Source organism: Paraburkholderia sp. BR14320, assembly GCF_040948665.1.
Taxonomy (GTDB): domain Bacteria; phylum Pseudomonadota; class Gammaproteobacteria; order Burkholderiales; family Burkholderiaceae; genus Paraburkholderia; species Paraburkholderia youngii.
In genome coordinates, this window is sequence record NZ_JBFPKG010000035.1 from 44583 (window position 1) to 70705 (window position 26123).

Sequence of the window (26123 nt, forward strand, 5' to 3'; positions counted from 1 at the left end):
CGGACTTCGTTTCGGCTCCGCGTGTCGTCACCTGGTCCGACTGGACTTTCTGCCCATTCCGCAAAAGGAGGCCGGCTGCGCGCCGGCAAGCAATGCAGCAACGTAAAAGACTCGAAGACAAGGTCGCGCTGATCACTGGCGGCGGAGGAGGCATCGGCGCCGCCACCGCGCGCGTGTTCTGCGCCCAGGGCGCCGCGGTGGTGCTCGTCGATGCGAATCCGGAGGCGCTCGCGCGCGTCGCGGACGAACTGAAAACGGCCGATCCGTCCGCGCGTGTCGAGACGTTCGCGGCAGACGTGTCGGATGACGCCGATGCGGTGCGCGCGGTGCAGTTCGCCGCCACTTCGTTCGGCCGGCTCGACGTGCTGGTGAACAACGCGGCGATGCGCAACTACAGCGCGCTCGCCGACGCGACGCCGGCCGAGTGGCAGGCGATGGTGTCGGTCAATCTGGTCGGTACGTCGAACTATTGCAGGGCGGCGCTGCCGTTCCTGCGTCGCGCGGGCCGCGCGAGTATCGTCAACGTATCGTCGTGCTATGCGGTGACCGGCCGCAAGGGCATGGGCCTGTACGACGCGACCAAGGCCGGCATGCTGGCGATGACCCGCACGCTCGCGTTCGAGGAGACCGCGAACGGCGTGCGTGTGAACGCGATATGCCCCGGTTCGACGCTGACCGGATTCCACGTGAACCGCGCCATTGCAGCAGGCAAGAGCGTCGAAGCGCTGAAGACCCAGCGCCAGGACACGTCGCTGATAGGCCGCTGGGCATCGCCCGAAGAGATCGCATGGCCGATCCTATGGTTCGCGAGCGACGAGGCGTCGTACATCACGGGCACGACGCTGATGGTCGACGGCGGCCTGTCGGCGATGTGAGCGGAGGAGAGGTGGCATGAACATGACCGATTCCACGCTAATGGTGCGGGTTGCCGCACGGCGCGACGAAGCCGACGGGATCGCCGGCTTCGAGTTCGTCGATGTCAACGGACGCGAGCTGCCGCCGTTCGAGGCGGGCGCGCACATCGACGTCTACGTGCCGGGTGGGCCGGTGCGGCAGTACTCGCTGTGCAACGCGCCTCACGAGCGTCACCGGTATCAGATCGCGGTGTTGCGCGACGCCGATTCGCGCGGCGGCTCGCTGCGCATGCACGACGCGGTGAACGAAGGCGACGCGATCCGCATCGGCGTGCCGCGCAATCATTTCCCGCTCGCCCGGCACGACGCGAAGCCGCTATTGCTCGCGGGCGGCATTGGCGTCACGCCGATTCTCTGCATGGCGGAGCAGCTGGCAGCGATGGGCGCGGCGTTCGACATGCATTACTGCGCGCGCTCGAAGAGCCGGGCAGCGTTCGTCGAGCGAATCGCCGCGTCGTCGTGGGTCGACAACGCGCAATACCACTTCGACGACGAGCACGGCATGCTCGATCTGAACGCACTGCTGACAGTCGGCGCGGACCGGCATCTGTACGTGTGCGGTCCGCAGGGCTTCATGAACGCGGTGCTCGACACGGCGCGCTCGCTCGGCTGGAGCGACGATCGTCTGCATTACGAATACTTCGCGGCGGCGCAGCCTGCCGGCGACGGCGGCTCGTTCGACGTGCGGCTCGCGCGCTCGGGCCGCGTCGTGTCGATCGCGGCCGATTGCACGGTCACGCAGGCGCTCACGGCGGCGGGCGTCGACGTGCCGGTGTCGTGCGAGCAGGGCATCTGCGGCACCTGTATTACGCGGGTGCTCGAAGGTGAACCCGACCACCGGGATCTGTACCTGTCGCCTGAGGAGCAGGCCCGCAACGATCAGTTCCTGCCGTGCTGTTCACGTGCGAAGTCGAGGGTGCTGGTGCTCGATCTGTAACGGCAATCGCCGGCGCCGGTCACAGCAGGCGGCCGGCGCCCTATCCATCAGAAAGAAAACGGGCGGCCGCTGGCACGCCCGGCATTGGAGGAGTCATGGAGAAGAATCTGGCGTCGTCGGAGGGCATGTCCGCGAGCGTCTGGGCCACGAACGCCGCACGGGAGGCGAGTAGCGCCGACACGAACCCGTATCGCTGGGTCGCGCTGTTCATCGTGTGGGCCGCGTTTCTGCTCAGCTATGTGGTCCGCGTGGCGTGGAGTACGGTGGCCGCGCCGGTCGGCGCGTCGCTCGGCATCAGCGTGTCGATGCTCGGTGCGTTCGTGACCGCGTTCTACGCGGGCTATGTGCTTGCGAACGTGGTCGGCGGCATGCTGACCGATCTGCTCGGCGGTCGCGCGATGCTCACGCTCGCGCTGCTGCCCCTGGGCGTGCTCACGTTCACCTTCGGCTATACGCATTCGCTCGCCTTCGGCATCGTGATTCAGGCGGCGATGGGTTTCGCGGCGGGCGCCGACTATTCGGCCGGCATGAAGATCATTCCCGCATGGTTCACGCGCGACCGGGGCCGCGCAATGGGCCTCTACACGACCGCGACGTCGCTCGCCGTCGTAATCGCGAACGCGGTCGTGCCGTCGTTCTCAGCGCGGCACGGCTGGTCGAACGCATTCCATATGCTCGGCATCGTCACGTTCGCGTGGGGCGTCGTCACGTTGCTGCTGCTGAAGAACCGGCCGTCGAACGAAGCGAAGCCCGCGCGCAACAGCCTGCAGGACATGCTCGGCCTGTTGCGCAACCGCAACCTGATCGCGCTGTCGATCGCGGGCTGCGGCGGCTTGTGGGCGACCGTCGGCTTCGCCGCATGGAGCAACGCGCTGATGACGCGCCAATACGGCATTGCGCCGATCGTCGCCGGATCGATCGTCGCCTCGTTCGGCATCGGCGCGGTGATCGCGAAGCCGACGCTCGGCTGGATCTCCGATCTGCCTGGCGTGTCGCGGCGGATGATGTCGATCGGCTGCCTGATCGCGTTCACGATCGCGCTGCTGGTGTTCGGCTACTGCTCGACCGCGCATCAGTTCTATCTGGTCGCGCCGATCCTCGGGGCGTTCTCGTTCGGCTACCTGCCGGTGCTGATGGCACAGGTCAGCGACGCATCCGGCAAGCGCCTCGCCGGCGCGAGCGCCGGCTGGACCAATGCGATCTGGCAGTCCGGCAGCGCGGTGTCGCCGATGGTGGTCGGCTCGCTGTATGGCGCGAGTCATTCGTTCATGCTCGCACTCATCACGCTTGCGATCGGACCCGCTATCGCGGTCGTCGCAATGTTCTTCGTCAATCCGCACATCGCACGCGAATGACCGACTCTCTCCGGTAGCCGCCGCGACCACGCGCCGGCTACCGCGACCACAGAGATCGAACGATCACGCTTTCGCAGCACAAAACAACTCAATTTCCAGCAGGAGACACATGGTGACGCACAAGCCTCTCGCCAGGCCGTCGAAGGTCCTTTTTGCATGTGGTATTGGTATCGGCATCAGCGGCGCGGCGCATGCGCAGTCGTCGGTCACGCTGTACGGCATTGTCGACTCGGGGGTGACCTACGTGACTCACGCCGTCACGCCGCAGGGATCGTCGGGCACCCAGGTCGCGCTCGGCACCGGCAACCGGCAGAATTCGCGTTGGGGTTTCACCGGCAAGGAAGATCTCGGCAACGGACTGCGGGCGATTTTCACGCTCGAATCGGGCATGGCGATGAACACCGGCGCGCTGCAGCAAGGCGGGCGGCTGTTCGGCCGGCAGGCGTTCGTCGGACTCGAATCGGATCACTACGGCGCGATGATGCTCGGCCGGCAGATGACGCCGATGTACCGCTACTTCCTCGCTCTCGATCCGCTCGGTTATTCGAGTTACGGACTGTCCGCGCAGGACGCGCAGTTCGTCGGTCGGGCGGACAACGCGGTGTCGTATCTCGGCCATGTGGGACCGTTCGAGCTGAACGCGCTCTACAGCTTCGGCTATGACGCAGTCAGCTCCAACGTGCCGGTGGCGGGCTCGTTCCGCGTCGGCAAGCAGTACGACGTCGGTGGACGCTACGTGCAGGGGCCGCTCAATCTCACGTTCGTGTACGAGCAGCGCCAAGGCTCGGTGATCGCGACATCGGGCGACAGCGAGCGGCGCTACGTGGCCGGCGGTTCGTATGCGATCGGCAAGGCGACGCTGTACGGCGGCTACGAATTGCTGCTGAACGATGTCCCGTCGACGCTCACCGCCTCGCCGCCGCAGTCGATGGCGTTCGCGGGCGTGCGCTACAAGGCGACGCCGGCGCTGGACCTCGCAGCCGCGACTTACTACCATGCGTATCGCCACGTCGACGCGCACGCTTTGAGCACCGGTGTCAACGCGGACTACTGGCTATCGAAGCGCACCGCGCTGTACACCGACATCACCTATGTGATCAACAGCTCGAAGGCCGCGCTGAGTGCGACGGGATGGGCGACTTCGGTCGCGACGACGACCGTGAAGACCGGCGCGAACCAGCTGGCGGTTGCGATCGGCGTGCTGCACAAGTTCTGACGGCGGCGGCGCGCGCGCTCAATCGCTCAGCGCATCGCGATGATCGCGCCGGCCTTTCGCCGCCGCGTAATATCGCTGCAACGCGTCGGTCGAGCGCGCGCCCAGCGTGCGGATCTGCACGAGCCAGTCGGTTTCCACTGGCCACTCACCGCCGATCACGCGTGGATAGATCTGCCGCGCATAGCGATGCAGTGCCTTCGCGCCGATGTTGCCGCTGACGCCAAGCAGCGCATGCAAGCTCGCGTGTGTCGCCTTGATATCGACAGCCGCGCTGTTTGCCGCGAGCCGCGCGACGAGCGAGCGGATCTGTTCGATGCCGTTCAGGAACGATTCGTCGAGCAGATCGAGCGAGACCAGTTCTTCGAGGTGCGGCTCATCGAGCAGGCTTTCTTCGGCGATGGGGGCGGCCGCGTGCGCGCTCCCAGTTGGGGCCAATGCCACCGGCGTCGCGGCAAAATCCGTTTGCGCGCTTTCGCCAGCGGTTTGCATGATCCGTTGTGAAGATGGAGAGTCCGCAATCGGCGCGCTGCGTGTGCCGAACTGCCGCGCGAGACATGCGTACAGCGAGCCGGCCTGCACCGGCTTGATCAACACCTCGTTCATCCCGGCGGCAAGGCAAGCCTGCGCCGCTTCGGCATCGGTGTGACTGGTCAGCGCGATGATAGGCAGCGTCGCGTAGGCATCGGTGCGCGCGCGAATCGATTTCGTCGTCTCGATGCCGTTCATGCCCGGCATGTTCACGTCCATCAGGATCGCGTCGATGAAGCCGTCTTCGTGCAGGTTGGTCAGCACCGCCTGACCGTGGTCGGCCTCGACGACGCTCGCGCCGCAGCGCTCCAGATAAGCCTTCGCGACCAGCCGGCTATAGGTGTCGTCGTCGGCGATCACGAAGGTTCTGCCGGCGAAGCTGTCGGGCAGCTCGCCCGGCTGATGCCGCACGCCGTTGTCGAACAGGGCCTGCACCGCGGTGATCAGCTCCTGCACACTCGACGTCTTGCCGATGATCTCGTCCATGCCGGCGCGCCGCGCACGCAGCCGCACCGCGTTGCCCGGTTCGGCGGTATAGGCGGCGATCAGCACGTTGCGGTTCGGGCAGTCCCGGTCGGCGCGGATGCGCTCGGTCGTCGCGTAGCCGTCCAGATCGGGCATGCTGATGTCCATCAGCACGAGGTCGTAGAGCGGCGCGCGCCGCAACGTGGCGAGCGCAAGCTCGCCGCCCGACGCCTCGCTGACATAGGCGCCGGCCTTGGTCAGCACGCGGCGGGTGCGGGCCCGCAGCGTGGCGTCGTCGTCGACCACGAGCACTCGTTTGCCCTTGAACGCCGGCATCGCGCGTTCGAACAGGCGCCGCTCGTGCTCCGCGACCTCGTCGGCCGCCACCGGTGGAAAGCGCAGCGTGAATGCGGTGAACTTGCCGAGTTCCGATTCGCAGTCGATGCTGCCGCCGAACGCGCGCATCGCGCGCTGGCAGTACGCGAGCCCGAGCCCGGTGCCGCCCGAGTTGCCGGCCGTGCGAAACGGCTCGAACAGATGCTGCAGGATCTCCGCCGCGATGCCGGGGCCGGTGTCGCGCACGATCACCGAGTCGGTATCGACGGTCAATGTCAGCGTCGCCTGCGGATACGCGACGATGTGATGCAGCGCGTTCTTGATCAGGTTGAACAGCGTGAACAGATAGACCGTCTCGTCGACCTTGAACACGAAGTCGCGGTTGACGACGACGCTCACCTTCGCGCGTTCCTTGTCGTTGTCGAAGCCGTATTCGGCGAGCGCCTTGCGCGTGGTCGCGCCGGCATGCAGGTAGCTGAGACTATCCGGGCGGATCGATTTCGCGGCGACTTCGTCGAGCGTCATCGCGATGATGCGCAGGCCGCGCTCGATCGACAATTGGCCCTGCGCGAGATGGTTGTACATCAGCGAGGCCGTGCCGTCGGTGAGCGTCGGCGCCGCGCCCGCCCTGTTCGCCGAGGGCAACGCTTCCTCGACGCGGTCGAGCACGTGCCGCAACTGGCTCAGCGGATTGCGCATCTCGTGCGCGATGGAACCCGCGAGCGCCTGCAACGCGCGGTTCTTTTCGACGAAGATGCGTCCCTTGCTGATCGCGTGACTGAACGCCATGCTGCACAGCACGACCACCGGCAGCAGCGCAAGGTTGGACTTGTCCTCGGCGCTGAGAACGACCGGCGTCGGCGAGCTCAACACGCCGGCGAGGCCGCCGGAAAACACGCCGATTCCGATGCACGTTATCAGCAGCAGCGGGTTGTCGATACATAGCGCCAGAATGAAGATCATCATGACCTCGGTCATCATCCACATCGTGGAGAAACCGTTTCTGACGGTCAGGAAAGTGCAGACGAAGGGCAGCACGTAAATCAGGCAGCAATGCCAGTAGATCAGCAGCGCGGGGTTGTAGCGCCTCGGCCAGCGCGCCTGAAACAGCAGCGGAACGCAGACGGCCGCCGCGCTGAGTCGCAGCAGCAGGTTGTCGTAAGGCTGCGGAAGGAGGTAGGTCCAGACAATGTAATAGATGGGGTGACACAGGAGGCCGAGTGCGCCTCCCCATCGAATCGCGAACCTGCTTCTTTCCAGCATGTCCCGCATACTTTCGCGCGGTCTCGCCATCAGGCCTCCGAGTTCATCAGGAACCCATCATTTCATGCGTATTGAATTGCTGTGCTGCGACGCCTTCGGCGAGCGAATCGCCGTTCTTGCCGTGAAACGGTCCGACCGAAAAGCCGTACTTCTTCAGGAGACCATGAGTATAAGAGACCGACCATACGGGCGGGCTACCGATGATGAAATCGGATGCGATGCCTTCTTGCCACGCGGAATAGCCTTCGGCAAAGCAGGTATAGCAGTCGCGGGTGGACGGCAGCCGGAACGGGAAAGCGGTGTCGAGTTCAGCGGGTCCACGCGCGAAGCATTCAATATAGAGCGTATGACCGCGAGAAGCGAGTTCCGCTTCGACGCTGGCCGCGCGCGGATGCGAATCGTCGATCCAGAATTGCGCGCGTTTGAGATCGGCGGCGCTCAGGTAAGGCACGCTCGTGCTGCTCGCGAGGATCGCGCCGTCGAAGTCGGGCAGCGGCGTGTCGGGGCTGAACGTATGCACCGATACTTTGGATTTGCCGAGCAGGTCCGACGCGAGCAGCTCGTTCGCCTGATCGGTCAGCAGGTTGAGCTTGTCCGGCAGATCGATCAGCACGAGTTCCTTCGGCGCATCCTTGTAGAGCAGATACTTGGCGACCGTCGTGCCGAGCCGGCCGGCCGCGCCGAACAGCGCGAGCTTCGTGTTGCCGAATTCGAGGTCGAGCCGTTCGCAGCAATGCATCGCCCAGTCCTTCAGCATCGCCGCGGTCGCCGCGTGGCCGGTCGTGATGTGAGGTGGCTTGACCGGCCGGGGCAGCGCGCCGTAGTTGCATGCGTACGGCGTCGACGCGCCCATCGCGACCATGTTCAAGCCCGCCTTTCTGGCGAGCTCCAGCGCCGGAAAGAATTGCGTCGCGCGAAAGCGCTTGATGCCGCGCGGGCTGCCGAGCCACATTTCGAGCGGCACCGGGCAGGCGATATTCGCGCCGATCACCTGCGAGCCCGAATAGATCGGCGAGGCGATGAAAGGCTTGGTCTTCCACAATTCTTCTTCGAACGATTCGCTGCGTTCGCGAACGTTGTGAAAAGAAAATGAAAGGGTCTCCCAATCGGTCGCGTGAAACAGAAAGCCGACTCCCCCCTGGCGGGCCGGCAGGCTATCCCGGATCTGTTCCGGGTGAATTTCGTGCTTGAGCGCAAGCGGTGCACTATTCCGATGCAAAAGAAGTCCGGTTGGCTCGTTTGAAACGGTCGACAGGTCTTTAAGGAGAGCGGTTTTCATTGGTTTTTCCTTGGTTTTGATTAGACGCTGGAAAAGTCAGCGCGCGGCGTGGCCAGCCGGTTGGACCGGCGACCCTTCAACTCTAGAGAAATCCGCACCGATATGCCCGTCTGTTCGTGCACACAGCATTCACGAGCGGATTTAAGACGGGTTGCCCGCCGGGTGGGAATCGGCTCTGGGCAATCTTTTGAAAGAATTACGGCAGGACTTTCGAGGTATTACGGCACGTCGTGCGCCGTCCTCGAATGGCAAAAGGGCCGCTCGGCGGCCCTTTGCTTGCATCTCCGGCGAATTCCGGATTAGCGTGTGATGCTATAGCCGATTCGCGCAATCCAGCGATGCTGGTTGTAGTCGAGAATGTCCTCGCCATAACCGCTAAAGAAGCCGAGCCATACGTAACCGCCCCAGCGGCTGTTGATCAGCTTCGCCAATGGATAGGTGAACTGCGTATCGATGCTGCCTTTGCCGCCTTTCGTTCCTTTGCGCAGCGTCGTGTCCAGTTGCGCGCCATCGGGGCTGCCGTAGATGAACCGCAGATCCACGTAGCCGCGGTAGTCGGCGATGTCATGGTTCTCGCCGGCGATGTGCGTGTAGTAATAAATCTTCGGCTCGATGGTCAGATGGTAGCCGTTGATGTCGCCGAAATCCCAGATCGGCTTCAGGAACACATAGTCGACGCCGCGCGATTCCGGACCGTCGCGTCCATTCGATTCGTGCTCGTAGCCGGCCATCACGCCCATTCTGCTCCACCACTTGCTCTTCCAGCCGGTGTCTTCGAGGTAGTAGAAGAGGGCGGGCAAATAACTCGTGTCGCGGAACGGCGACGAGTACTCCTCGATAGCCCACAGCGAGGTTTGTGTATAGCCGAAGTACAGGTTGTCCACGAATCTACGCGAGCGCGGGTCGTCTGGAATGACGAGGCGGAACTTGAAGCTCAGCTGGAATTTCGCGAGATTGTCGCCATCCTGGCCCCAGCCATCGGCGAAGTACATCGGCTCGTAGGCGGAGAAGCGGCTCAGGAAAGTGTTGATTTGCGGCACCGGCGCATCCGGCCGCGACGGTGCGGGCGACGACGCGATCAGGCTCGACGACGACGGTGCGCCGCTCATGGTGCCAGCCGCCGTCGTTCCCGTCGTTGCATTTGCGCCCCCGGCCGACGCGAGCGCCGCGTCCTTGCCGGAGCGCGGCGGATGCGTCAGCAACACGTACGATGGCGACACGTCGAGATCCGGCACGTCGATCTGCATCGCGCCGCGCGCCCATTCGGGCCAGGTGCCGGTATAGCGCACTGCCCTCAGTTCGCCGGCGGCTAGCTTCAGGTGCTCCGGGGCGCCGCTTTCGCGAGTGAGCGCGAGCGCCAACCGACGCGGTATCAACTCGGTATTGCTGATCGCGATGTTCAATTGCGCCGGCACGTCTACTTCGGTGCCGCCGGGCAGATCGCCGGCATAGACGATCGTCACTTCGAGCGGACTGCTCGATAGCGCTTCGCGCGGCGGACGCAATACGGAAACGCCAGCGAAGCTATACGCGCAGTAGCCGGCGAGCACCAGCGCGCTCATGCAAAGCGATAACCGGGGAAGAAGCCTGGACAACGAGCGGGAAAGCGAGCCGTAAAGCGGACTTGACGATAATCGGGAACCACGCGAGCGGCGGCTGCGTATGGCGGACTGGCGGTCTTTCTTCACGCGAGGTATCGATCGATTCCGCACACGGAGCTCCTGGTGGTCTACGAGTTCAGGTCGCAATAAGACGATAGCGTTAAAGCATGAATTTGGGTAGAAAATCAGGGTCCGCGTGTCTCGTTGCAGGAACGGCGGTGCATGCCGATTCCCGCTAACTGTTTTTTTGCCTATTCTGCCAGCGCTATTTCGGATTGCGTGAGTGGAAAAATGAATTAGGAGCGCTATCGGTGCAAATAGCGCGGCAGAAGTGCGGATGATGCGGGCGTGTCGTTGCATTTGCGCAACGAAGGTTTAAATGTCAAATCGCGTGTCACTCGCAATCCGATGTAATTGCGCGTCAATTAGCGATTCGCTTTCGTGATAATTCGTTGCGCGGTCAATGCGACGAATGAATACTTACTTCAATAGGCGAATTTCCGGTATTGCTCCGGCGCGAACGCATTGTCGAGTTCGCTTACGCGCGGCATATGGCGCAGCAGGCGTTTCGCGCGTGGTGCCAATTGCTGATAGACGGAGTCGGGTACGTCGATGCGGACTTCCGGTCGGAAATACCAGCTGCGGCTATAGCCGATCACGACCATCGGACGCGGCAGCTCGGTGCGGTTCGGCGTGCCGCGATGGAGCGCGCGCACGTCGCGAATCATCACGTCGCCGAGTTCCATCGTGATCGCAAGCAACGGCAGGCGGCCGTCGCGCCACGCGTTCAGCGCGTCTTCGGCGCGCATCCGATGCGTACCCAGCGTCGTTTCGAAGGGGCCGTTCTCGAGCGTGACGTCACATAACGGAAAGTTGACCGCGAGCTGGAACGACGGGGTCTCCGCTTCGCCGTCGAACAGCGCCGGTGTGTCGCGATGAATCTCCTGATACGTCGAGCCGTTCAACGGCGTGTCGGTGGCCAGTTGGCACATCACGGGGTCGTCGCCGGCCACGCGCTCGACGATGCCGAGCACGTCCGGATCACAGAAGATCGACTGATCGGCGAATACCCCCGTGAAAGGCAGCGTGATGTAGTGCCGGTTTTCGCCGCGCACGGCGGTCGCCTGCGCGGCGATCTGCTGTTGCAGCAATGGCGCGAACGCGTCGCGCCATGCGAGCAGCGTCGGCTTCGGGAAGTGCTGGCGCAGAACGACCATGCCGTCGCGTTCGAACGTCGCTGCGTAGTCGTCGAGTTGTTCGGTCGAAAAGCGGCCCACGGTTGTCTCCTTTATCGAATCGTTGAGTCGGGGGTTGCCTGAGTAGCCTGCATATGACGCTCATTCCCTCGGCGAGACCAGCAGCGACACCGGCACGCCGTGACAATCGACTTGCGCGAGGACCGTCGCGCCGAGCTCTTCGCCCAACCTGGCGCGTGAGTCGATCGGCGTTCCATTGCGGTCGATGCGCAGAATGTTCAGCGGCCAGGACGGCCGGCTCAGCCGCTCGTGCGCGAACGCGCCGACCCACAGCGGCGCCGCGGAAGTGCCGTTGCCGACCGCGTAACTGCTCGGCCAGAAGCGAAGCACGTAACGTTCCTCGCGCGATTCGCCAGGCCGCATGAAGACCAGCGACGACGGCACGCCATTGTTCAGCTTCGGCAGTACCGGCAGCGCCGCCGCCGCGACATCGGGTGAGGCGAGCGACAGCAGGCTGTGCGCGGACACGTCGGTGCCCTCGACCCAGCCCCGCGCGCGCAGTAGCTCGCGGATCGAAGCGGGTTCGGAGACCCATTGCAACGTCAGCGGCTCCTTGCGATCGCCGCCCATGTCGGAGCGATAGCACGGCAGCCGCCGCCACTCGGAGCGCTCCCACTGCGCCTGCGTGAACTGCACCGGTGGTGGTTGCGGCGCGCTGTTCGGCGGCGCCGGCATGGCGACGCCGAGCTGCAGGCCGACGCTGAGCACCACCACCGCGAGCACCACGAGCGGCATGAAACGGCGCGGCGGCGGCGGCCGCGGATGCCGCCAGATCGCCGTAAGCGCGATCAGCGCGACCCACACATACGCGAGCGCCGCGCCGCCGATCGCGTCGGACACCCAGTAGCGGCCGAAGTACACGCCCGCAAGCGCGACCACGATCACGACGATGATGCTCGCACCGGCAACCAGCACGCCTTCGAGCTTGTCGACGCGACGCGCGAGCAGAAACGCGAGAAATCCGTAGACGATCACCGTCGCGGCGACGTGATTGCTCGGAAACACGAAGTGGCCTGCCATCAACTCATTGGGCGGGGCGCGGCGCATCGCGAGTTGCAGGCCGAGAATCAGCAACTGCGAAAATACGACCGCAGCCAGCCAGTAGGTGATCGTGCGCCAGCGCCTCTCCCATACCATCCACAGCGCGACCGTGACGACCAGCGCGAGCAGCGTGATGCCGCTGCCGAGCGTCCCGAGCGCCGCGAGTACCGTGTCGCCCCACGGCGTGCGCACCGATTGCAGAAAGTGATAGACGGACAGATCGACGGTGGTCAACGGATCGCCGCTGACGACGTCTTCAAGGACGCCGAAGAAAAGCGCGCCGGCCACCAGCACGATCAGCGACGTCACGAGCAGATGGGTCGCATCGGGCGTGTCGGGGTCGAGCATGCGGCGCGCGATGCGGCCGAGCGGCCCCGGATGTCGGCATGCCCAGCTGCCGAGATGACGGCCCGCCGCGCTCGACCATGCATTCGCGTGCGATACGAGGAATCCCGCGCCGCGAAAGCTGAGCCACACGATGCACACCAGCATCGCGATGATCACGACGAGCCGGAACGACACCGCGCCCGCGAGCAGCACCGACGCGCCGAACACGACGCCGGGCAGGATGTGCGCGGGTGCCCACAACAACGCGGACAGCACGTTGATCGCGAGGAAGCGCAGCGGCCGCATGCCCATCATGCCCGCGACGACCGGCACGATCGCCCGCAATGGGCCGATGAAGCGGGCGAGCACGACGCTCTTCGCGCCATGCTTCAGAAAGAAGCGCTGGCCCGCGTCGAGCACGCCGGGGTGTGCGCGGAACGGCCACAGCGTGACGATACGCTCCTTGTAGCGATCGCCGAGCCAGAAGCTGGCGCCGTCGCCGGCGACCGCGCCGACGATCGCCCACACGAAGACCCAGGCAAGGCTCAGCGAGCCGGTGCCGGTCAGCGCGCCGGCGAGGAACATCGCGGTACTGCCTGGAACGAAGGTGCCGATGACGGCGATGGATTCGAAAAAAGCGGCGAGGAACACGACCGCGAGCATCCACGTCGAGTGGCCGGCGAGCAGATGCAAAAGTTGGCTGTAGGCGTGCTCCATCGTGCGCGATCGGCCGTTTGGGCGAGACGACCGATCATAACGCGCACGGGCAAACGGTGGGCGCGGGCGGAGGCGCTTCTGCAGCGGTCGGACGATCGGCTCAGAATAGATATCGTGGCTCGGCGGATCGATGCGCTAGGGGGAGCTATGAAGACAGCAACAGGTGGGATCGTGTGGTCGGCGTTGCTCGTGACGCTGTTGACGGCGGGGGGCGCAGGGACGGTCGAGGCTCAGCAATTGGGCAGTCCTGGCGGCAGCCAAACCGGAACCCGTGCGGGCTCCGGCGCGGGCAGCGGCAATGCGGCTGCCGGCGGTGCAATGGGCATCGGTACCGGCGTCAGTCCGAGTGCGATGCCGGGACCCGGCATGTCGGCCGGTGGCTCATATGGGCTCGGCTCCGGTGGCGCGACCGGCTCGGGCGGCGCGCTCAACAACATGCGCGCGAACGGTACGGCGCTCTACATGAGCCCCGACCCGCGCGCGCCGAACGTGACCGGCCGCGCGGCGCCGCCGCGCTAGGGCGGCGTATAGAATGCAGATCCGATCCGACCACAGGGGAAGCGAATGGCACACGGCGAGCACAAGTACCACGTATCGGTGCAATGGACCGGCAACCGCGGCAGCGGCACCTCCGGCTACCGCGACTACGGCCGCGATCACGTGATTTCTTCCGACGGCAAGCCCGACATTCCGGGTTCATCGGACGCGGCGTTTCTCGGCGACGCGACGCGCTGGAATCCCGAGGACCTGCTGGTCGCGTCGGCGAGCGCGTGTCACAAGCTTTGGTACCTGCATCTGTGCTCGGACGCGGGCATCGTGGTGCTCGACTATCGCGACGACGCCGAAGGCACGATGCTCGATTCCCCTTACGAAGGCCGCTTTTCGCAGATCGTGCTGCGCCCGCGCGTGACGATCCGCGCGGGCGGCGACGTCGAGCAGGCCATGCATCTGCATCACGTCGCGCATCAGAAGTGCTACATCGCGAACTCGGTCAACTTTCCGATTCTCTGTGAAGCGGTGGTGGAGACGGATGCACGTTGAGGCGCGGGCGGCGGCGCCTGGCATGCGAGCCGGCTGGAGAGTGGGGCGCCGGTCAGACGCTCGCTAGCGCTCAACGATTGCCGTCGAGCAGATCGCCGAGCAGTTCGTCGAACGCGGCTTGCGCGTCTTCGAGTTCCTGCAGCGCGGCGTCGAAAGTCTGCAACGCAAATTGCGAGGGTTTGCCGCTGCCTGCCGGCGGGAATTGCGATTGCAGCGACGCGAACGCCGTCTGCACACGCTTGGTGGCGGTCAACACGCGTTCCATTGCGGCGGTTTCTTCGGCTCGCGCCTTGTCGTGATCCATGAGAACTCCGGGGTCGTCGGGTTGCGTCGGAACGGCTCGCGCCGCTCCAAAAGGGGACTAAAGGGGTGACTATGCCACGTTCGCGTTCAGGACAGCGGCAGACCGCCAAACGCTTTCACTTCGCGCAATGACAAGGCCGATTCCACCGACGTCACGCCCGGCAGGCTGCGCAGTTCATCGCGCATGAAGGTGCCGTAGTCGTCGAGGTCGCGCGCGACGATCTGCAGGATGTAGTCGGCGCTGCCTGACACGTTATGGCACGACAGGATACGCGGGATCGCCTGCACCTCGCGCTCGAAGCGCGTCGCCACCACGCGGTCGTGCACCGCGAAGCGCACCAGCACGAAGGCGACCACGCCCAGACCGAGGCCAGCGCGCGACAGCACTGCGCGGTAACGGTCGATGTAACCATCGTTCTCCAGACGTTTCAGACGGCGCGCGCACGGCGTCTCGCTGAGGCCGACCATGTCGGCGAGACGCGCAACCGACATGCGGCCGTCGTTTTGCAGCGCGGCGAGAATCGCGCGGTCGGTTTTGTCGAGATCGTCGGCGGACATGGTGGGGAGCTGGTTTCTGGTGGTTGGTGGAAGGCGCCATTGCGTAGGAAAATATTAGCGCATTCCGCTATTTTTGGATTAGTCTTGGCCGAAAATCGCCAGCAAACCCTCCGTCTCCGATAGCAAGATGGAGCCTCGAACAACAAGGAGGCTCCGATGATTTCCGCTCACCTGCTGGCCGTCTACGTGGCGGCATTGATCGTCGTTTATGCGGTGCCCGGGCCGGACATGGCGCTGATCCTGCAAACCAGCATCGCGCGCGGCGTGCGCAGCGGCTTCGCTGCCGCCGCGGGGCTCGGCGTGTCGCGCGCGACGCACGTGACGCTGTCGGCGTGCGGCATGGCGGCGCTGCTGCGCAACGCGCCGTGGCTGTACGACGCGGTGCGTTATGCCGGCGCGGTCTATCTCGCGTGGATCGGGATTCAGATTTTCCGCTCGCCCGGGTTCGCACTGCCCGCCGGTGCACGTGACAAACAAGCGGCCGGCGCGTCGCGAGTGGAATCCACTCCTTCGAGCGATGCGCATAGAGGGGCGCGGCCGTTGCGGACCGCGTTCGTCAAAGGTCTGCTGACCAATCTGCTGAACCCGAAGGCGCTGCTGTTCTGCTCGGTGCTGTTGCCGCAATTCGTGCGGCCGGAAGCGGGGCCGGTGGCGTGGCAGATGATCGAGCTCGGTGTCGTGCTGCTCGCGATCGGCGCATGCTTCGACGCGTTGTATGCGATCGGCGCCGCGCGCATCGCCAACTGGATGCGCGCCCATCCTCTGGCGCAAACGCTGCAACGTTGGACGTTTTCGGCTGCGTTGATCGGCTTCGCGCTGCGGCTTTCGCTGGATTGACCCTCGAGGCTGGCGTCAGATTGCGTGAGCGGCCGAGCGGCGATGTCCGCCGCTCACTTCTTCAGCTTGCGCTCGCGCCGCGGCCGGTCCTCGATAATTTTCTTGCGATGCTTGTCCTTCATTTTTTTCCAGCTTTTGCATTCGTCGCGCGTGCGCATACAGCCGATGCAAAGGCCGGTTTTGTCGTCGAACTTGCAGATATCGACGCAGGGTGATGCGATGCTCATGACCGGTGGCCGTTCGAGTTGAAGTGGCGCGACTGTCGCACGTCCAGCGCGCACGATGCCAAGTGATTGTGTTAATAAAGCCGATAGCGCAGCCGCCGCGCGCACGCGCGGCGACACAATCACCTTCTCACGTTCGTCGATGAAAACTTTCCTGCTGTATGTCGTGACCGCTATTGCCGAGATCCTCGGCTGTTACCTGCCCTGGCGTTGGCTAAAGGAGGGCGGCTCGGCGTGGCTGTTGCTGCCCGGCGCGGCAAGCCTCGCGCTGTTCGCCTGGCTGCTGACGCTGCATGGCACCGCCGCGGGCCGCGTGTATGCGGCCTATGGCGGCGTGTACGTGGCGGTGGCGATTGCGTGGCTGTGGGTCGTGGACGAGGTGCGGCCCACGCTATGGGACACGGCAGGCGCCGCGCTGACGCTGGCCGGCATGGCGGTGATCGCATTCCAGCCGCGCCTGCACGTGTGAGCGGGGCGCCGCGATCGACGACCCACCCGCTCCCTTTACTGCTGCATCCCGCCCAGATAGTCGAGCTTACCGAGCTCGACCCCGTTATGACGCAGGATGTCGTACGCGGTCGTCACGTGGAAAAAGAAGTTCGGCAGCACGAAACCGAACAGATACGACGCTCCCGTGAACTCGATCGGCCCCGGCCGCAATTTCAGCGTGATCGTGCGGCTCTCCGAGCCGTCGATCTGCGCCTCGTTGAATTCCTTCAGGTAATCGATCGTCTTCTGGATACGGGCCCGCAGTTCATCGAAAGTCTGCTCGACGTCCTCGAACTTCGGCGGCTCGACGCCGGCGAGGCGCGCTGCGCAGCCCTTCGCGGTATCGCTCGCGATATACACCTGGCGCACGAGCGGCAGCATGTCCGGCGCGAGCCGGGCATTGGTGAACACCGACGGTTCGATCTGCTTCGCGGCGGCATGCGCCTCGGCCTTGCCGAGGATGGCCTGCAGGTTGGTGAGGCCGCGAATCAGCACTGGCAGTGATGCTTGATACATCGAAATTGACATGGGTTCCTCTGATTTCTCGATCGTGCGCGCAGGCGGCGCGCGCGGCAATGAAACGGCGGGAATGCCGCTCCAGCATCATAGCGTGTCGCATCCGCGCCGCGCATTAGCCATCCGGACGACTGCCGCGCGCGTCGGAACTGTGTTCGAATACCTGGGTCGGACGCTTGGACGAAGTTCTTGAACAACCCCTGCCGCGTATCGCGCAAACGATGCGCTTCGTGCAGACGCGTGGCGTGCTTGCCCCCGCCGGGCCGCGCGGTCGTGCATGACCGTGTGCGAAGCCACGCTAACAGGAGAGTCGACACCATGGTCAGCAAGTATCCATTGCCGGGCAGCGAGCGTAAGGTCGCGCAGGGCACCACGGTCATCGGGCAATGCGATCCCGCCGAGCGGATCGAGGTTTTCGTGATGCTGCGCCGCCAGCAGCAGGCGCAGTTCGACGCGTTGATGAAACGCATCCAGGCCGGCGACGCGAGCGTGAAGCCGCTGTCGCGCGAGGCGCTTGCCCAGGACTACGGCGCCGCGCCCGATGACATCGCGAAAGTCCGCGCGTTCGCTGCCGCGCATGGGCTCACCGTCGTGCGCGAGGACCCGGCGGCGCGCTCGGTGCTGCTGAGCGGCACGATCGCGCAATTCCAGAGCGCGTTCGAGGTGAAGCTCGAACGCTACCAGCACCACTCGGCTGGCCAGTTCCGTGGCCGCACCGGCACCATCAGCGTGCCGGACGACCTGCGTGGCGTCGTCGAGGCGGTGCTCGGGCTCGACAACCGGCCGCAGGCGCGACCGCACTTCCGTATCCGGCCGCCGTTCGTGGCGGCGCGCGCGCAGCAGGAGTCGTTCACGCCGCCGCAGCTCGCGTCGCTCTACCAGTTTCCGCAAGGCGACGGCGGCGGCCAGTGCGTCGGCATCATCGAGCTCGGCGGCGGCTACAACACGTCGGACCTGAAGACCTATTTCTCGAGCCTCGGCGTCAGCGAGCCGACCGTGACCGCGGTCAGCGTCGATCAGGCCGGCAACAAACCGAGCGGCGACCCGAACGGGCCGGACGGCGAGGTCACGCTCGACATCGAGATCGTCGGTGCGATCGTGCCGCGCGCAACCATCGCCGTGTACTTCACGCCGAACAGCGACGCCGGCTTCATCGACGCGGTGAGCCGCGCGGTGCACGACACGACCCACAAGCCGTCGGTCATTTCGATCAGCTGGGGCGCGCCGGAGTCGGTGTGGACCAGCCAGTCAATGAATGCGCTTAACAGCGTGCTGCAATCGGCGGCGGCGCTCGGCGTGACAATCTGTGCGGCTTCCGGGGACAGCGGGTCGAGCGACGGCTCGGGCGGCGGCGACCAGGTCGACTTCCCGGCATCGAGCCCGTACGTGCTCGCCTGCGGCGGCACGCACCTGAGCGCGTCCGGTTCGGCGATCACGCGTGAGGTCGTGTGGAACGACGGTGCACAGGGCGGTGCGAGCGGCGGCGGCGTCAGCGCCGCGTTTGAGTTGCCGGCGTGGCAGCAGGGTTTGTCGGCCACGATGACGGGCGGTGGCAGCCAGCCGCTCAGCGGGCGCGGCGTGCCGGACGTCGCGGGCGATGCCTCGCCCTTGACCGGCTACGACGTGCTGGTCGACGGAACGCAAACGGTGGTGGGGGGCACCAGCGCGGTCGCGCCGCTGTGGGCGGCGCTGATCGCGCGCATCAACGCGGCGAAGGGACAGCCGGTCGGCTTCGTCAACGCGAAACTGTACAAGGCGGCGGGCGTCTGCAACGACATCACCCAGGGCAACAACGGCAGTTTTGCGGCGTCGAAGGGATGGGACGCCTGCACGGGCCTGGGCAGCCCCAATGGCGGGAAGGTGGCGGGAGCACTATAGTCTGCAACACAGCGCATAACACAACAACAAGACGTAAGAACGAGGACGCACGGCAATAAAACGAACCCTTGGAGCGATCATGACGAATACAGAATCAGCTTCCGGTAGCCAGCATTCGCCGCACAACACGCATGCCACGGCCTCGGCTGGCGCGTCCACCGCCACGAGCACGCCGCACAAAGCCGGCGACCAGCCGTTCTTCGACCCGGTCGCCTATGGCAACGGCCCGGACGATTCGGTTACCGATACGGTCGAGACGGCCGCCATCACGCATCATTCGGTGACCATCGGGGGGCACAACATCAACTACACGGCAACGGCGGGCCACCTGGTGATCGTCGATCCGAGCAGTTCGCAGCCGTCGGCGAGGATGTTCTACGTCGCGTTCACGCAGGACAACCAGAAGGAAGAGACGCGGCCGGTCACGTTCTTCTATAACGGCGGGCCGGGATCGTCGTCGGTGTTCGTGTTGCTCGGCTCGTTCGCGCCGCGCCGCATCAAGACGTCGATGCCGGGCTTCACGCCGCCGGCGCCATATTCGCTCGAAGACAATCCGGACAGCCTGCTCGACAAAAGCGACCTCATATTCATCAACCCGGTCGGCACCGGCTATTCGGCGGCGATCGCGCCGAAGAAGAATCGCGACTTCTGGGGCGTCGATCAGGACGCGGACTCGATCAAGCAGTTCATCAAGCGGTTTCTGACCAAGAACAACCGCTGGAATTCGCCGAAGTATCTGTTCGGCGAGTCCTACGGCACGGCGCGCAGCTGCGTGCTCGCGTACCGGCTGCACGAGGATGGCGTCGATCTGAACGGGGTGACGCTGCAGTCGTCGATTCTCGATTACACGCAGTCGGGCAACCCGGTTGGCGCGCTGCCCACGGCGGCCGCGGACGCGTGGTATCACAAGAAGCTCGGCGTCGCGCCGCGGCCGACCGATCTCGGCACGTTCGCCGAGGAGGTCGCGCAGTTCGCACGCACCGACTACCTGGCCGCGCTGCGCAAGTTCCCGACCACCGACACCGCGACCGTCGAAAAACTCAGCGAATACACCGGTATCGACAAAACGACGCTGCTCGCGTGGAGCCTCGACATCGCGGGCTACGACAGCCGCGGCAATTCGCTGTTCCTGACCACCTTGCTGAAGTCGCAAGGCCTCGCGCTCGGCGCCTACGACGGCCGCGTGACCGCGATCGACACCGGCATCGCCGGCAAGATCGACCCGAACTCCGGCGGCAACGATCCGACGATGACCGCGGTCAGCGGCGTCTACACGACGATGTGGAACGTGTATCTGAACGAGCAGTTGAAGTACACGTCGAATTCGTCGTTCACCGACCTCAACGATCAGGCGTTCAAGTACTGGGATTTCAGCCATATCGATCCGACCGGCGCGCAGAAGGGCGTCGACTCGAAAGGCAACATCATTCTGTACACGGCCGGCGATCTTGCGGCCGTGATGGCGCTCAATCCCGACCTGAAGGTGCTGTCGGCGAACGGCTTTTTCGATTTCGTCACGCCGTTCTATCAGACCGTGCTCGACCTGCAGCAGATGCCGCTGGTCAGTCAGCAGGTGCGGCAGAACCTGTCGGCGCGGTTCTATCCATCGGGGCATATGGTGTATCTCGACGGCGGTTCGCGCACCGCGCTGAAAGCCGACCTGGCAAAGATGTACGAAGAGACGGTGTCGAACGCGCAGGCGCTCGGGCGGATCCGCGCGTTGCAGGCGCGGGTGGCGAAGTAGCGGAGGTGGTGGGGCGTCGCGGCTCATCGACGTCGCGTCGTGCTGGTCTGCTCTGGCTCGCGGCGGCTGCCGCGAGCCGGCAAACGGCGCGCTGCCATGTCGGGCTTTTATACTCATCCAGATTGAATGTGTTTTAATTGCCTTGCGAATTGAACTACCGCGTGCCGCCGCCGGCGCGCAGACGAATGAACGCAGGCATCGCAGACACGCATCGGCGCGGTATTCCCCGCGACACCACCAGCAGCAATGCCCCGGCCAACGCGCCCCGGCTCGGGCGCAAGAGCGTTCTTCGCTCGCGCGTGCGCATCACGCAACTTGCGCTGCTCGTTATCGTCGGCGCACTGCTGGCGCTGCGCATCGGAGAAGCCACCGCGCAACCGCGCGCCGTCCTCGACGACCGCGTGACCCAGCAGTCGATCGGCCGGACGATTTGTCGCCCCGGCTATGCGGAAACCGTCGCGCCGCCGTTCGACGAACTGATGGCGCACAAGGACCGCATGCTTGCCGCGCGCGGCATCGATGTGGATGACAGCGCCGCGTTTGCGCTCGACCGGCACGTGCCGATCATGCTCGGCGGCTCGCCCGATGCGCCGGCCAATCTCGATCTATTGCCGTGGGCCGGCCCGCAGGGCGAGCGCCGCAAGGCACGCGCGGCGGCGATGCTCAAGCGCTGCGTCTGCGAAGGCAAGCTGAGTCTCGCGCAGGCGCAAGCGGCGATCGTCGGCAACTGGTCGGCGGTGTACGCGGGTTTCGGCCAGGCCTCGTGCGACGTGAGCCGCCTAGACGTCTCGACTGACGACGACGACGGCGTCGACAGCGAAGACAGCCGGCGCGGCGACGCGCATGAGCGCGGGCGTTGAGCGCGTCCGCGCTTGCGCAGTCGTCGCGGAGCCACGGTTCGCTGCCCTCTCATTTTTTTCGGAGAAACACGATGACCTATTTCCGTCTCGCCGCCGTTGCGCTGACGATCGGTTGCCTGAGCGGCAGCGCAGCCGCGGTTGCCGCGGTTGCCGCCGCACCCGCGCATTGCGCGCGCGCCAATGAACTCGAGATTCACGGCGACGTGCCCGCGGCGCTCAGCTTCGACGTATATCGGCAGCTGCGCCCGCTGGATGCGCGGCGAATCGCGCTGTTCGAGGCCGCCGGTGAAGTGAAGCGTCTGCCCGACGGCCTGCCGGTTTGCCAGATCGCCGACGACGGCGTCGACGATCCTTCCGCGGTGCTGGTCCGACTGCCGCACGGTAAGAATGCTTGGTGGGTAAGCGCGGAGAACGTGCAAGCGGCCGAGTGATCGGCGCGATCAGGCCGCCTTTGCTCACTTCGATGCGTCTCGCGTGCCGGGCATGCAAGCTGCTGAAGCAGCCGATGTTTTCCGGGATCGGCGCGACTGATTCAGGTACAGTGCATTGACGGGGGTTGTTTCGCCGTTGCCTACGACACTGCGTCACAGTGTGTTCGCTGTCGAAGCGGGCTATCCTGACAACAGGATGAAACTTGCACAGGAGATTGGAACGATGGCCTTCTTTTTGTCATTGCTCGCTATGGGGTTGGCCGGCGCGACCGGCGTCGTCGCACTTCGCGCACTGGCCGCGGCTCAGACGAAGCAGCGTGTCGCGCTGCGACCGGTGCGTATCGCCAGCTCAGACCGACGGGCTGACCGGCAGGCACGGCGAGGGTAGTCCGCATGAACCTGACCGTGCGCAATATCGCCGAATCGTGCAGCGAGCAGGACGTGCGGGAATTTTTGAAGCGCGAACTCGGCCACTACGCGAAACACGTCGAGGTGGTGGACGCCGGCAAGCCCAACGCCTACGCGACGGTGGAACTCGACGCGAGCGTGCCGTATGTCGGCGACGTGATCGCGCGGCAGATTCACGGCAAGCATCTGGGCGGCCAAGCGCTCGAAGCGAGCGCCGATCTGTTCAGCGACGACCCGCCGCCGGAGCAGCGAGCGCCGTAGGCGGTTCAGTAAGGCCGATTCTTTTCGAAGGCGGTGGACCTGCGCAACGTTGCGCGCCGGTCCACCGCCTTTATTCGTTTGAGAGCCGCTTGCGCTGCGTCATCATTGCCCATCCGGCGACGCCTGCCAGTCGAATGGGGTGTACGGCAGCGCCCGCTTGTGACGCGTCGCGTTGTAAAACTGCAGCACCACGTCACGCACGGTATCGCTGACCGGCTTGCCTTCGAGGAAATCGTCGATCGCGTCGTACGGGATGCCGTACGCGTCTTCGTCGGGACGAAGCGGCCGCAGCATCTCGAGGTCGGCGGTCGGCACCTTGTGCGCCAACGAGTCGGGCGCGCCGAGCGTATGTGCGAGCGCGCGCACGCGGCGCTTGCTGAGCCCGGCGAGCGGCAGCACGTCGGCGCCGCCGTCGCCGAACTTCGTAAAGAAGCCCATCACCGATTCAGCCGCGTGGTCCGTGCCGATCACGACACCGGCGCGCGCACCCGCCACCGCGTATTGCGCGATCATCCGCTGGCGCGCCTTGATATTGCCGTGCACGAAATCCCGCTGTGATTCGTCCTTGAACGACACGCCGCTTTTATCGAGCGACTCGAGCATCGCATCGGCGGGGGGTTTGATATCGATAGTCAGATTTTCGTCGGCGCGAATGAAACGTAATGCCTCCAGCGCATCCGCTTCATCGCGCTGTTTGCCGTAAGGCAGACGGACCGCGACGAAACGCGCGTCGTAATGGTTCGCCCGTAAACGCTCGACCGCGAGTTGCGCGAGACGCCCGGCCGTCGTCGAATCGACGCCGCCGCTAATGCCGAGCACATAAGTTCTCAGGTGGCTGTTGCGCAGATAGTTCGGCAGAAAATCGACCCGGCGCTCGATTTCGCGGCTTGCGTCGAATTTAGCGGTGACGTGCATTTCGGCCGCGATGCGGGCCTGGCGGGCGGCGGGATCGGATGGAGCCATGATCGTTGTTGTCCTCGCGGGAGAAAAAGCGGTTGAAACGGCGTGAAACAGATTGAAAGCCGGCTGAAAAACCGTTTGAGTATCGGGATCTACCGCCGTATTCGGGCGATCTTTCGTCCGAAAATGAAATCGTCCTTCGCTTTCGTGGCCTGATTTTCCGATGACCGATTTAATTGCGAATTAATTGCATTTCACTAATGCGTCGATTGCGGGGAAATAGCCATCGATTTGAAGAGGTCGCAAGTTAGAGGGTATATTCATCGACACGCGTCAATTCGCTGAGTAACATCGATCGTACCGAACGCCACAGGGATCCGGCGTGTCAATCAATAATAATCATGTTTGTTTCAGGACGCGATGAGATACCCAGATCGGCGTGGCCAGCCTGGATTGAACCACCTGAGGATTTGCGCTTGGATGTGCGCAATCGTCATATCGGCAGGCGCCGGCGCGATAGCGGCGCAGGTTCATGCAGCGGTGACCGGTACTACTCAGTTGCCCGCATCCGCAACATCGGCGGTGCATACGGTGAATGCGACCACTTCGGCGCAAGCGTGGAATGGCGTGAGTCAGCCGTTAGGCACGATCGACGCCGCCACCGTCGCCGCGCCAGACGCGGCCGGCATCGTCGATCCGCGTCGCGCGTTGCTGCTGCGCGACGTCTTCGCGCAGGATGTGACGCGCCGGCTCAGACTGCCCGCCGCGGAGCAGCGTGCGTACGCCGACCGTCTGGAGACGGCGCTCAACGAGAACGAGCTTGGCAATGTGTCGGGCGAGTACGTAGTGCTCGTCGATCGCAACGCGAACGTGCAGACGCTCCTGATTTACTTCCGCGCGGTGCCCGCCGACGACTGGCAGATGATCGGCGCATCGCCGGTATCCACCGGACGGCCAGGCGAGTACGACCACTTCATTACGCCGCTCGGCGTGTTCGAACATACGCCCGACAATATGGATTTCCGCTCCGAGGGCACAGAGAACGAAAACCACATTCGCGGTTATGGCCGGCGCGATATGCGTATCTTCGACCTCGGCTGGGCCCAGGGGGAACGCGGCTGGGGCAAGGGCGGCATGTCGCAGATGCGTTTCCAGATGCACGCGACCGACCCCGATCGGCTAGAACCACTGCTCGGTATTCGCCATTCGAAGGGCTGCGTGCGAATTCCCGCGTCGCTGAACACGTTTCTCGATCACTACGGGATTCTCGACGCGGAATACCAGCAGCTCATTGATTCAGGCCAGTCGTTGTGGGTGCTGAAAAGCGATCGGCAGATCATGCCGTGGGCGGGGCGTTTTATCGTCGTCGTCGATTCGCAGCGCAAGAGCCGGCCAGCGTGGTCGCCAGTCCCCGGCGCGGTCGCGCGCGCAAAGATGCCCGCGCACGCGGATACGGCGGACTGACTGGCGCCTTGTCCTTGTCGCAATACCAGCGCGGGGCGCCCCTCACGACCTCGCCAACAACACGCCAGCCAGCGCGACCGCGAACCCGGCAATTTGCACGGGCAGCAGCGTCTCGCCGAACCCGAGATAGCCTTCGAGCGCCGCAAGCGGCGGCGCGAGAAACAGCAGCGCGGTCGCGCGCGAAGCATCCCCGCGCCGGACCATCCAGACGAGCAACGTGACGCTGATGCCGGACAGCATCACGATGCCCCATGCGAGCGATCCCCACAGCGTCGGCGACGCGATCCAGCGATGCTCGCCGAGCGCGAGCGCCAGCACCCCCGCGACGACAGCCGCGCCGACGTTCTGCACCGCGCTTGCGCTGCGAATATCGGCCTTGGCGAGCGAGGTCTTCTGGAACAGCGTGCCCGCCGTGATCGCCCCCACCGCGACGATCGATATCAGCACGACCAGCCACGCCGGTGCGTTGCCGTGCGTGGGCGGCGTCGCGGCAGCGAGCTTCGGCGCGAGCACCAGCACGACGCCGGCGAGGCCGACCGCCATGCCGCACCAGCCGCGCCGCGACAAGCGCTCGCCGAACAGCGGCGCGGCGACGGCGGCCGTCGCGAGCGGCTGCAGCGCGCCGAGCAAGGCCATCACGCCCGCGCTGAGACCTTGCGCGACGGCCCAGTAGCCGGCGCCGAGATAGACCCCTTGCAGCAGTGCGCCGGCGGTCAGGTGCTTGCCCAGGTTACGTCCGGTCGGCCATGCCGAGCGCGCGGCGAGCGCGGCCAGCGCGAAGATCAGCGCGGTGCCGCCGAAACGGGCCAGCAGAAACAGATTGGGATCGGCGTAAGGCGTGATCGCGCGGGCGACCACGAAACCGGTCGACCACAGCACGACGAACACGGCGGCAACAAAAGTGGCGAGCATCGGGGCGGCAGGAGGTTAAAAAAGCCGCCATGTTGGCCCCAGGCGCGGCGCGCGTCTTGTTC

Annotated in this window: 25 protein-coding genes; 14 read left to right on the forward strand and 11 right to left on the reverse strand. The window is 64.9% G+C overall.

Features of this window, described 5'->3' with window-relative positions; translation table 11 throughout:
• Positions 1-92 precede the first annotated feature (92 nt).
• From AB3X89_RS26970 to AB3X89_RS26985, 4 genes are all read left to right on the forward strand, one after another.
• A complete protein-coding gene (locus AB3X89_RS26970; protein ID WP_368586011.1) occupies positions 93-875 on the forward strand; it encodes an SDR family NAD(P)-dependent oxidoreductase in 783 nt (260 codons plus the stop codon).
• A gap of 16 nt (positions 876-891) precedes the next feature.
• Positions 892-1851 carry a 2Fe-2S iron-sulfur cluster-binding protein gene (locus tag AB3X89_RS26975; protein WP_368586012.1) on the forward strand — a complete coding sequence of 320 codons (960 nt, stop codon included), beginning with the start codon at positions 892-894 and terminating at the stop codon, positions 1849-1851.
• 95 nt (positions 1852-1946) lie between these two features.
• Complete coding sequence (locus AB3X89_RS26980) at positions 1947-3206, forward strand: nitrate/nitrite transporter (RefSeq protein ID WP_368586013.1); 1260 nt, start codon at positions 1947-1949, stop codon at positions 3204-3206.
• 109 nt (positions 3207-3315) lie between these two features.
• On the forward strand, positions 3316-4422 hold the full coding sequence (locus AB3X89_RS26985) for a porin (protein ID WP_368586014.1): 1107 nt from the start codon (positions 3316-3318) through the stop codon (positions 4420-4422).
• An 18-nt stretch (positions 4423-4440) separates the two neighbouring features.
• Here AB3X89_RS26985 and AB3X89_RS26990 read toward each other — a convergent pair whose 3' ends face one another.
• From AB3X89_RS26990 to AB3X89_RS27010, 5 genes are all read right to left on the reverse strand, one after another.
• Positions 4441-7044, reverse strand: coding sequence for a hybrid sensor histidine kinase/response regulator (locus tag AB3X89_RS26990; RefSeq protein ID WP_368586015.1), 2604 nt, complete (start codon positions 7042-7044; stop codon positions 4441-4443).
• 16 nt (positions 7045-7060) lie between these two features.
• Complete coding sequence (locus AB3X89_RS26995) at positions 7061-8293, reverse strand: hypothetical protein (RefSeq protein ID WP_368586016.1); 1233 nt, start codon at positions 8291-8293, stop codon at positions 7061-7063.
• A 299-nt stretch (positions 8294-8592) separates the two neighbouring features.
• Positions 8593-9855 carry a phospholipase A gene (locus AB3X89_RS27000; protein ID WP_368586017.1) on the reverse strand — a complete coding sequence of 421 codons (1263 nt, stop codon included), beginning with the start codon at positions 9853-9855 and terminating at the stop codon, positions 8593-8595.
• 524 nt (positions 9856-10379) lie between these two features.
• On the reverse strand, positions 10380-11171 hold the full coding sequence (locus AB3X89_RS27005; protein WP_368586018.1) for a phytanoyl-CoA dioxygenase family protein: 792 nt from the start codon (positions 11169-11171) through the stop codon (positions 10380-10382).
• 60 nt (positions 11172-11231) lie between these two features.
• Positions 11232-13235, reverse strand: a complete 2004-nt coding sequence (locus tag AB3X89_RS27010) for a VTT domain-containing protein (RefSeq protein WP_368586019.1) — start codon at positions 13233-13235, stop codon at positions 11232-11234.
• A gap of 147 nt (positions 13236-13382) precedes the next feature.
• Between AB3X89_RS27010 and AB3X89_RS27015 the strand changes: the two genes are divergently transcribed.
• On the forward strand, positions 13383-13754 hold the full coding sequence (locus AB3X89_RS27015; protein ID WP_368586020.1) for a hypothetical protein: 372 nt from the start codon (positions 13383-13385) through the stop codon (positions 13752-13754).
• Positions 13755-13799: 45 nt separating this feature from the next.
• A complete protein-coding gene (locus tag AB3X89_RS27020; RefSeq protein ID WP_368586021.1) occupies positions 13800-14276 on the forward strand; it encodes an OsmC family protein in 477 nt (158 codons plus the stop codon).
• Positions 14277-14346: 70 nt separating this feature from the next.
• On the opposite strand, the gene AB3X89_RS27025 is transcribed toward AB3X89_RS27020, so the two are convergent.
• Both AB3X89_RS27025 and AB3X89_RS27030 read right to left on the reverse strand, forming a co-directional pair.
• Positions 14347-14580 (reverse strand): hypothetical protein, encoded by a 234-nt coding sequence (locus tag AB3X89_RS27025; RefSeq protein ID WP_013091435.1) that lies wholly within the window; start codon positions 14578-14580, stop codon positions 14347-14349.
• Between the two features lie 86 nt (positions 14581-14666).
• Positions 14667-15137, reverse strand: a complete 471-nt coding sequence (locus AB3X89_RS27030; protein ID WP_368586022.1) for an Lrp/AsnC family transcriptional regulator — start codon at positions 15135-15137, stop codon at positions 14667-14669.
• A 156-nt stretch (positions 15138-15293) separates the two neighbouring features.
• On the opposite strand from AB3X89_RS27030, the gene AB3X89_RS27035 reads away from it, so the two are divergent.
• Positions 15294-15974: a LysE family translocator gene (locus AB3X89_RS27035; RefSeq protein ID WP_368586023.1), complete on the forward strand. Its 681-nt coding sequence runs from the start codon at positions 15294-15296 to the stop codon at positions 15972-15974.
• A gap of 53 nt (positions 15975-16027) precedes the next feature.
• Here the strand turns inward: AB3X89_RS27035 and AB3X89_RS27040 are convergent, their stop codons facing one another.
• Complete coding sequence (locus AB3X89_RS27040) at positions 16028-16201, reverse strand: DUF1289 domain-containing protein (protein WP_013091438.1); 174 nt, start codon at positions 16199-16201, stop codon at positions 16028-16030.
• Positions 16202-16340: 139 nt separating this feature from the next.
• Between AB3X89_RS27040 and AB3X89_RS27045 the strand changes: the two genes are divergently transcribed.
• Entirely contained in the window at positions 16341-16667 is a 327-nt protein-coding gene (locus AB3X89_RS27045; RefSeq protein ID WP_368586024.1) for a YnfA family protein, read from the forward strand.
• A 35-nt stretch (positions 16668-16702) separates the two neighbouring features.
• On the opposite strand, the gene AB3X89_RS27050 is transcribed toward AB3X89_RS27045, so the two are convergent.
• A complete protein-coding gene (locus AB3X89_RS27050) occupies positions 16703-17215 on the reverse strand; it encodes a DUF1993 family protein (RefSeq protein ID WP_176126064.1) in 513 nt (170 codons plus the stop codon).
• 306 nt (positions 17216-17521) lie between these two features.
• Between AB3X89_RS27050 and AB3X89_RS27055 the strand changes: the two genes are divergently transcribed.
• The 5 genes from AB3X89_RS27055 to AB3X89_RS27075 all read left to right on the forward strand — a co-directional run bounded on the left by AB3X89_RS27055 (position 17522) and on the right by AB3X89_RS27075 (position 22785).
• Positions 17522-19081, forward strand: coding sequence for a protease pro-enzyme activation domain-containing protein (locus AB3X89_RS27055; protein ID WP_368586025.1), 1560 nt, complete (start codon positions 17522-17524; stop codon positions 19079-19081).
• Positions 19082-19160: 79 nt separating this feature from the next.
• Positions 19161-20825: a S10 family peptidase gene (locus AB3X89_RS27060; protein ID WP_368586026.1), complete on the forward strand. Its 1665-nt coding sequence runs from the start codon at positions 19161-19163 to the stop codon at positions 20823-20825.
• A 185-nt stretch (positions 20826-21010) separates the two neighbouring features.
• Complete coding sequence (locus AB3X89_RS27065) at positions 21011-21685, forward strand: hypothetical protein (protein ID WP_368586027.1); 675 nt, start codon at positions 21011-21013, stop codon at positions 21683-21685.
• Positions 21686-21756: 71 nt separating this feature from the next.
• Positions 21757-22116 (forward strand): hypothetical protein, encoded by a 360-nt coding sequence (locus tag AB3X89_RS27070; RefSeq protein WP_368586028.1) that lies wholly within the window; start codon positions 21757-21759, stop codon positions 22114-22116.
• Between the two features lie 393 nt (positions 22117-22509).
• A complete protein-coding gene (locus AB3X89_RS27075) occupies positions 22510-22785 on the forward strand; it encodes an RNA-binding protein (protein WP_368586029.1) in 276 nt (91 codons plus the stop codon).
• A gap of 102 nt (positions 22786-22887) precedes the next feature.
• Here the strand turns inward: AB3X89_RS27075 and nadE are convergent, their stop codons facing one another.
• Positions 22888-23748: an ammonia-dependent NAD(+) synthetase gene (nadE, locus tag AB3X89_RS27080; RefSeq protein WP_368586030.1), complete on the reverse strand. Its 861-nt coding sequence runs from the start codon at positions 23746-23748 to the stop codon at positions 22888-22890.
• Positions 23749-24165: 417 nt separating this feature from the next.
• Here nadE and AB3X89_RS27085 point away from each other — a divergent pair, with 417 nt between their 5' ends.
• Complete coding sequence (locus AB3X89_RS27085; RefSeq protein ID WP_368586031.1) at positions 24166-25149, forward strand: L,D-transpeptidase; 984 nt, start codon at positions 24166-24168, stop codon at positions 25147-25149.
• A 42-nt stretch (positions 25150-25191) separates the two neighbouring features.
• Here AB3X89_RS27085 and AB3X89_RS27090 read toward each other — a convergent pair whose 3' ends face one another.
• The gene (locus tag AB3X89_RS27090) at positions 25192-26061 is read right to left on the reverse strand and encodes a DMT family transporter (RefSeq protein ID WP_368586032.1); all 870 of its coding nucleotides are present in this window, start codon (positions 26059-26061) and stop codon (positions 25192-25194) included.
• Between the last annotated feature and the right edge of the window lie 62 nt (positions 26062-26123).

Coding starts and splice junctions, on each gene's coding strand:
- AB3X89_RS26970 (WP_368586011.1), top strand. CDS start 93: ATGCAGCAACGTAAAAGACTCGAAGACAAGGTCGCGCTGATCACTGGC.
- AB3X89_RS26975 (WP_368586012.1), top strand. CDS start 892: ATGAACATGACCGATTCCACGCTAATGGTGCGGGTTGCCGCACGGCGC.
- AB3X89_RS26980 (WP_368586013.1), top strand. CDS start 1,947: ATGGAGAAGAATCTGGCGTCGTCGGAGGGCATGTCCGCGAGCGTCTGG.
- AB3X89_RS26985 (WP_368586014.1), top strand. CDS start 3,316: ATGGTGACGCACAAGCCTCTCGCCAGGCCGTCGAAGGTCCTTTTTGCA.
- AB3X89_RS26990 (WP_368586015.1), bottom strand. CDS start 7,044: ATGGCGAGACCGCGCGAAAGTATGCGGGACATGCTGGAAAGAAGCAGG.
- AB3X89_RS26995 (WP_368586016.1), bottom strand. CDS start 8,293: ATGAAAACCGCTCTCCTTAAAGACCTGTCGACCGTTTCAAACGAGCCA.
- AB3X89_RS27000 (WP_368586017.1), bottom strand. CDS start 9,855: ATGAGCGCGCTGGTGCTCGCCGGCTACTGCGCGTATAGCTTCGCTGGC.
- AB3X89_RS27010 (WP_368586019.1), bottom strand. CDS start 13,235: ATGGAGCACGCCTACAGCCAACTTTTGCATCTGCTCGCCGGCCACTCG.
- AB3X89_RS27015 (WP_368586020.1), top strand. CDS start 13,383: ATGAAGACAGCAACAGGTGGGATCGTGTGGTCGGCGTTGCTCGTGACG.
- AB3X89_RS27020 (WP_368586021.1), top strand. CDS start 13,800: ATGGCACACGGCGAGCACAAGTACCACGTATCGGTGCAATGGACCGGC.
- AB3X89_RS27025 (WP_013091435.1), bottom strand. CDS start 14,580: ATGGATCACGACAAGGCGCGAGCCGAAGAAACCGCCGCAATGGAACGC.
- AB3X89_RS27030 (WP_368586022.1), bottom strand. CDS start 15,137: ATGTCCGCCGACGATCTCGACAAAACCGACCGCGCGATTCTCGCCGCG.
- AB3X89_RS27035 (WP_368586023.1), top strand. CDS start 15,294: ATGATTTCCGCTCACCTGCTGGCCGTCTACGTGGCGGCATTGATCGTC.
- AB3X89_RS27040 (WP_013091438.1), bottom strand. CDS start 16,201: ATGAGCATCGCATCACCCTGCGTCGATATCTGCAAGTTCGACGACAAA.
- AB3X89_RS27045 (WP_368586024.1), top strand. CDS start 16,341: ATGAAAACTTTCCTGCTGTATGTCGTGACCGCTATTGCCGAGATCCTC.
- AB3X89_RS27050 (WP_176126064.1), bottom strand. CDS start 17,215: ATGTCAATTTCGATGTATCAAGCATCACTGCCAGTGCTGATTCGCGGC.
- AB3X89_RS27055 (WP_368586025.1), top strand. CDS start 17,522: ATGGTCAGCAAGTATCCATTGCCGGGCAGCGAGCGTAAGGTCGCGCAG.
- AB3X89_RS27060 (WP_368586026.1), top strand. CDS start 19,161: ATGACGAATACAGAATCAGCTTCCGGTAGCCAGCATTCGCCGCACAAC.
- AB3X89_RS27065 (WP_368586027.1), top strand. CDS start 21,011: ATGAACGCAGGCATCGCAGACACGCATCGGCGCGGTATTCCCCGCGAC.
- AB3X89_RS27070 (WP_368586028.1), top strand. CDS start 21,757: ATGACCTATTTCCGTCTCGCCGCCGTTGCGCTGACGATCGGTTGCCTG.
- AB3X89_RS27075 (WP_368586029.1), top strand. CDS start 22,510: ATGAACCTGACCGTGCGCAATATCGCCGAATCGTGCAGCGAGCAGGAC.
- nadE (WP_368586030.1), bottom strand. CDS start 23,748: ATGGCTCCATCCGATCCCGCCGCCCGCCAGGCCCGCATCGCGGCCGAA.
- AB3X89_RS27085 (WP_368586031.1), top strand. CDS start 24,166: ATGTGCGCAATCGTCATATCGGCAGGCGCCGGCGCGATAGCGGCGCAG.
- AB3X89_RS27090 (WP_368586032.1), bottom strand. CDS start 26,061: ATGCTCGCCACTTTTGTTGCCGCCGTGTTCGTCGTGCTGTGGTCGACC.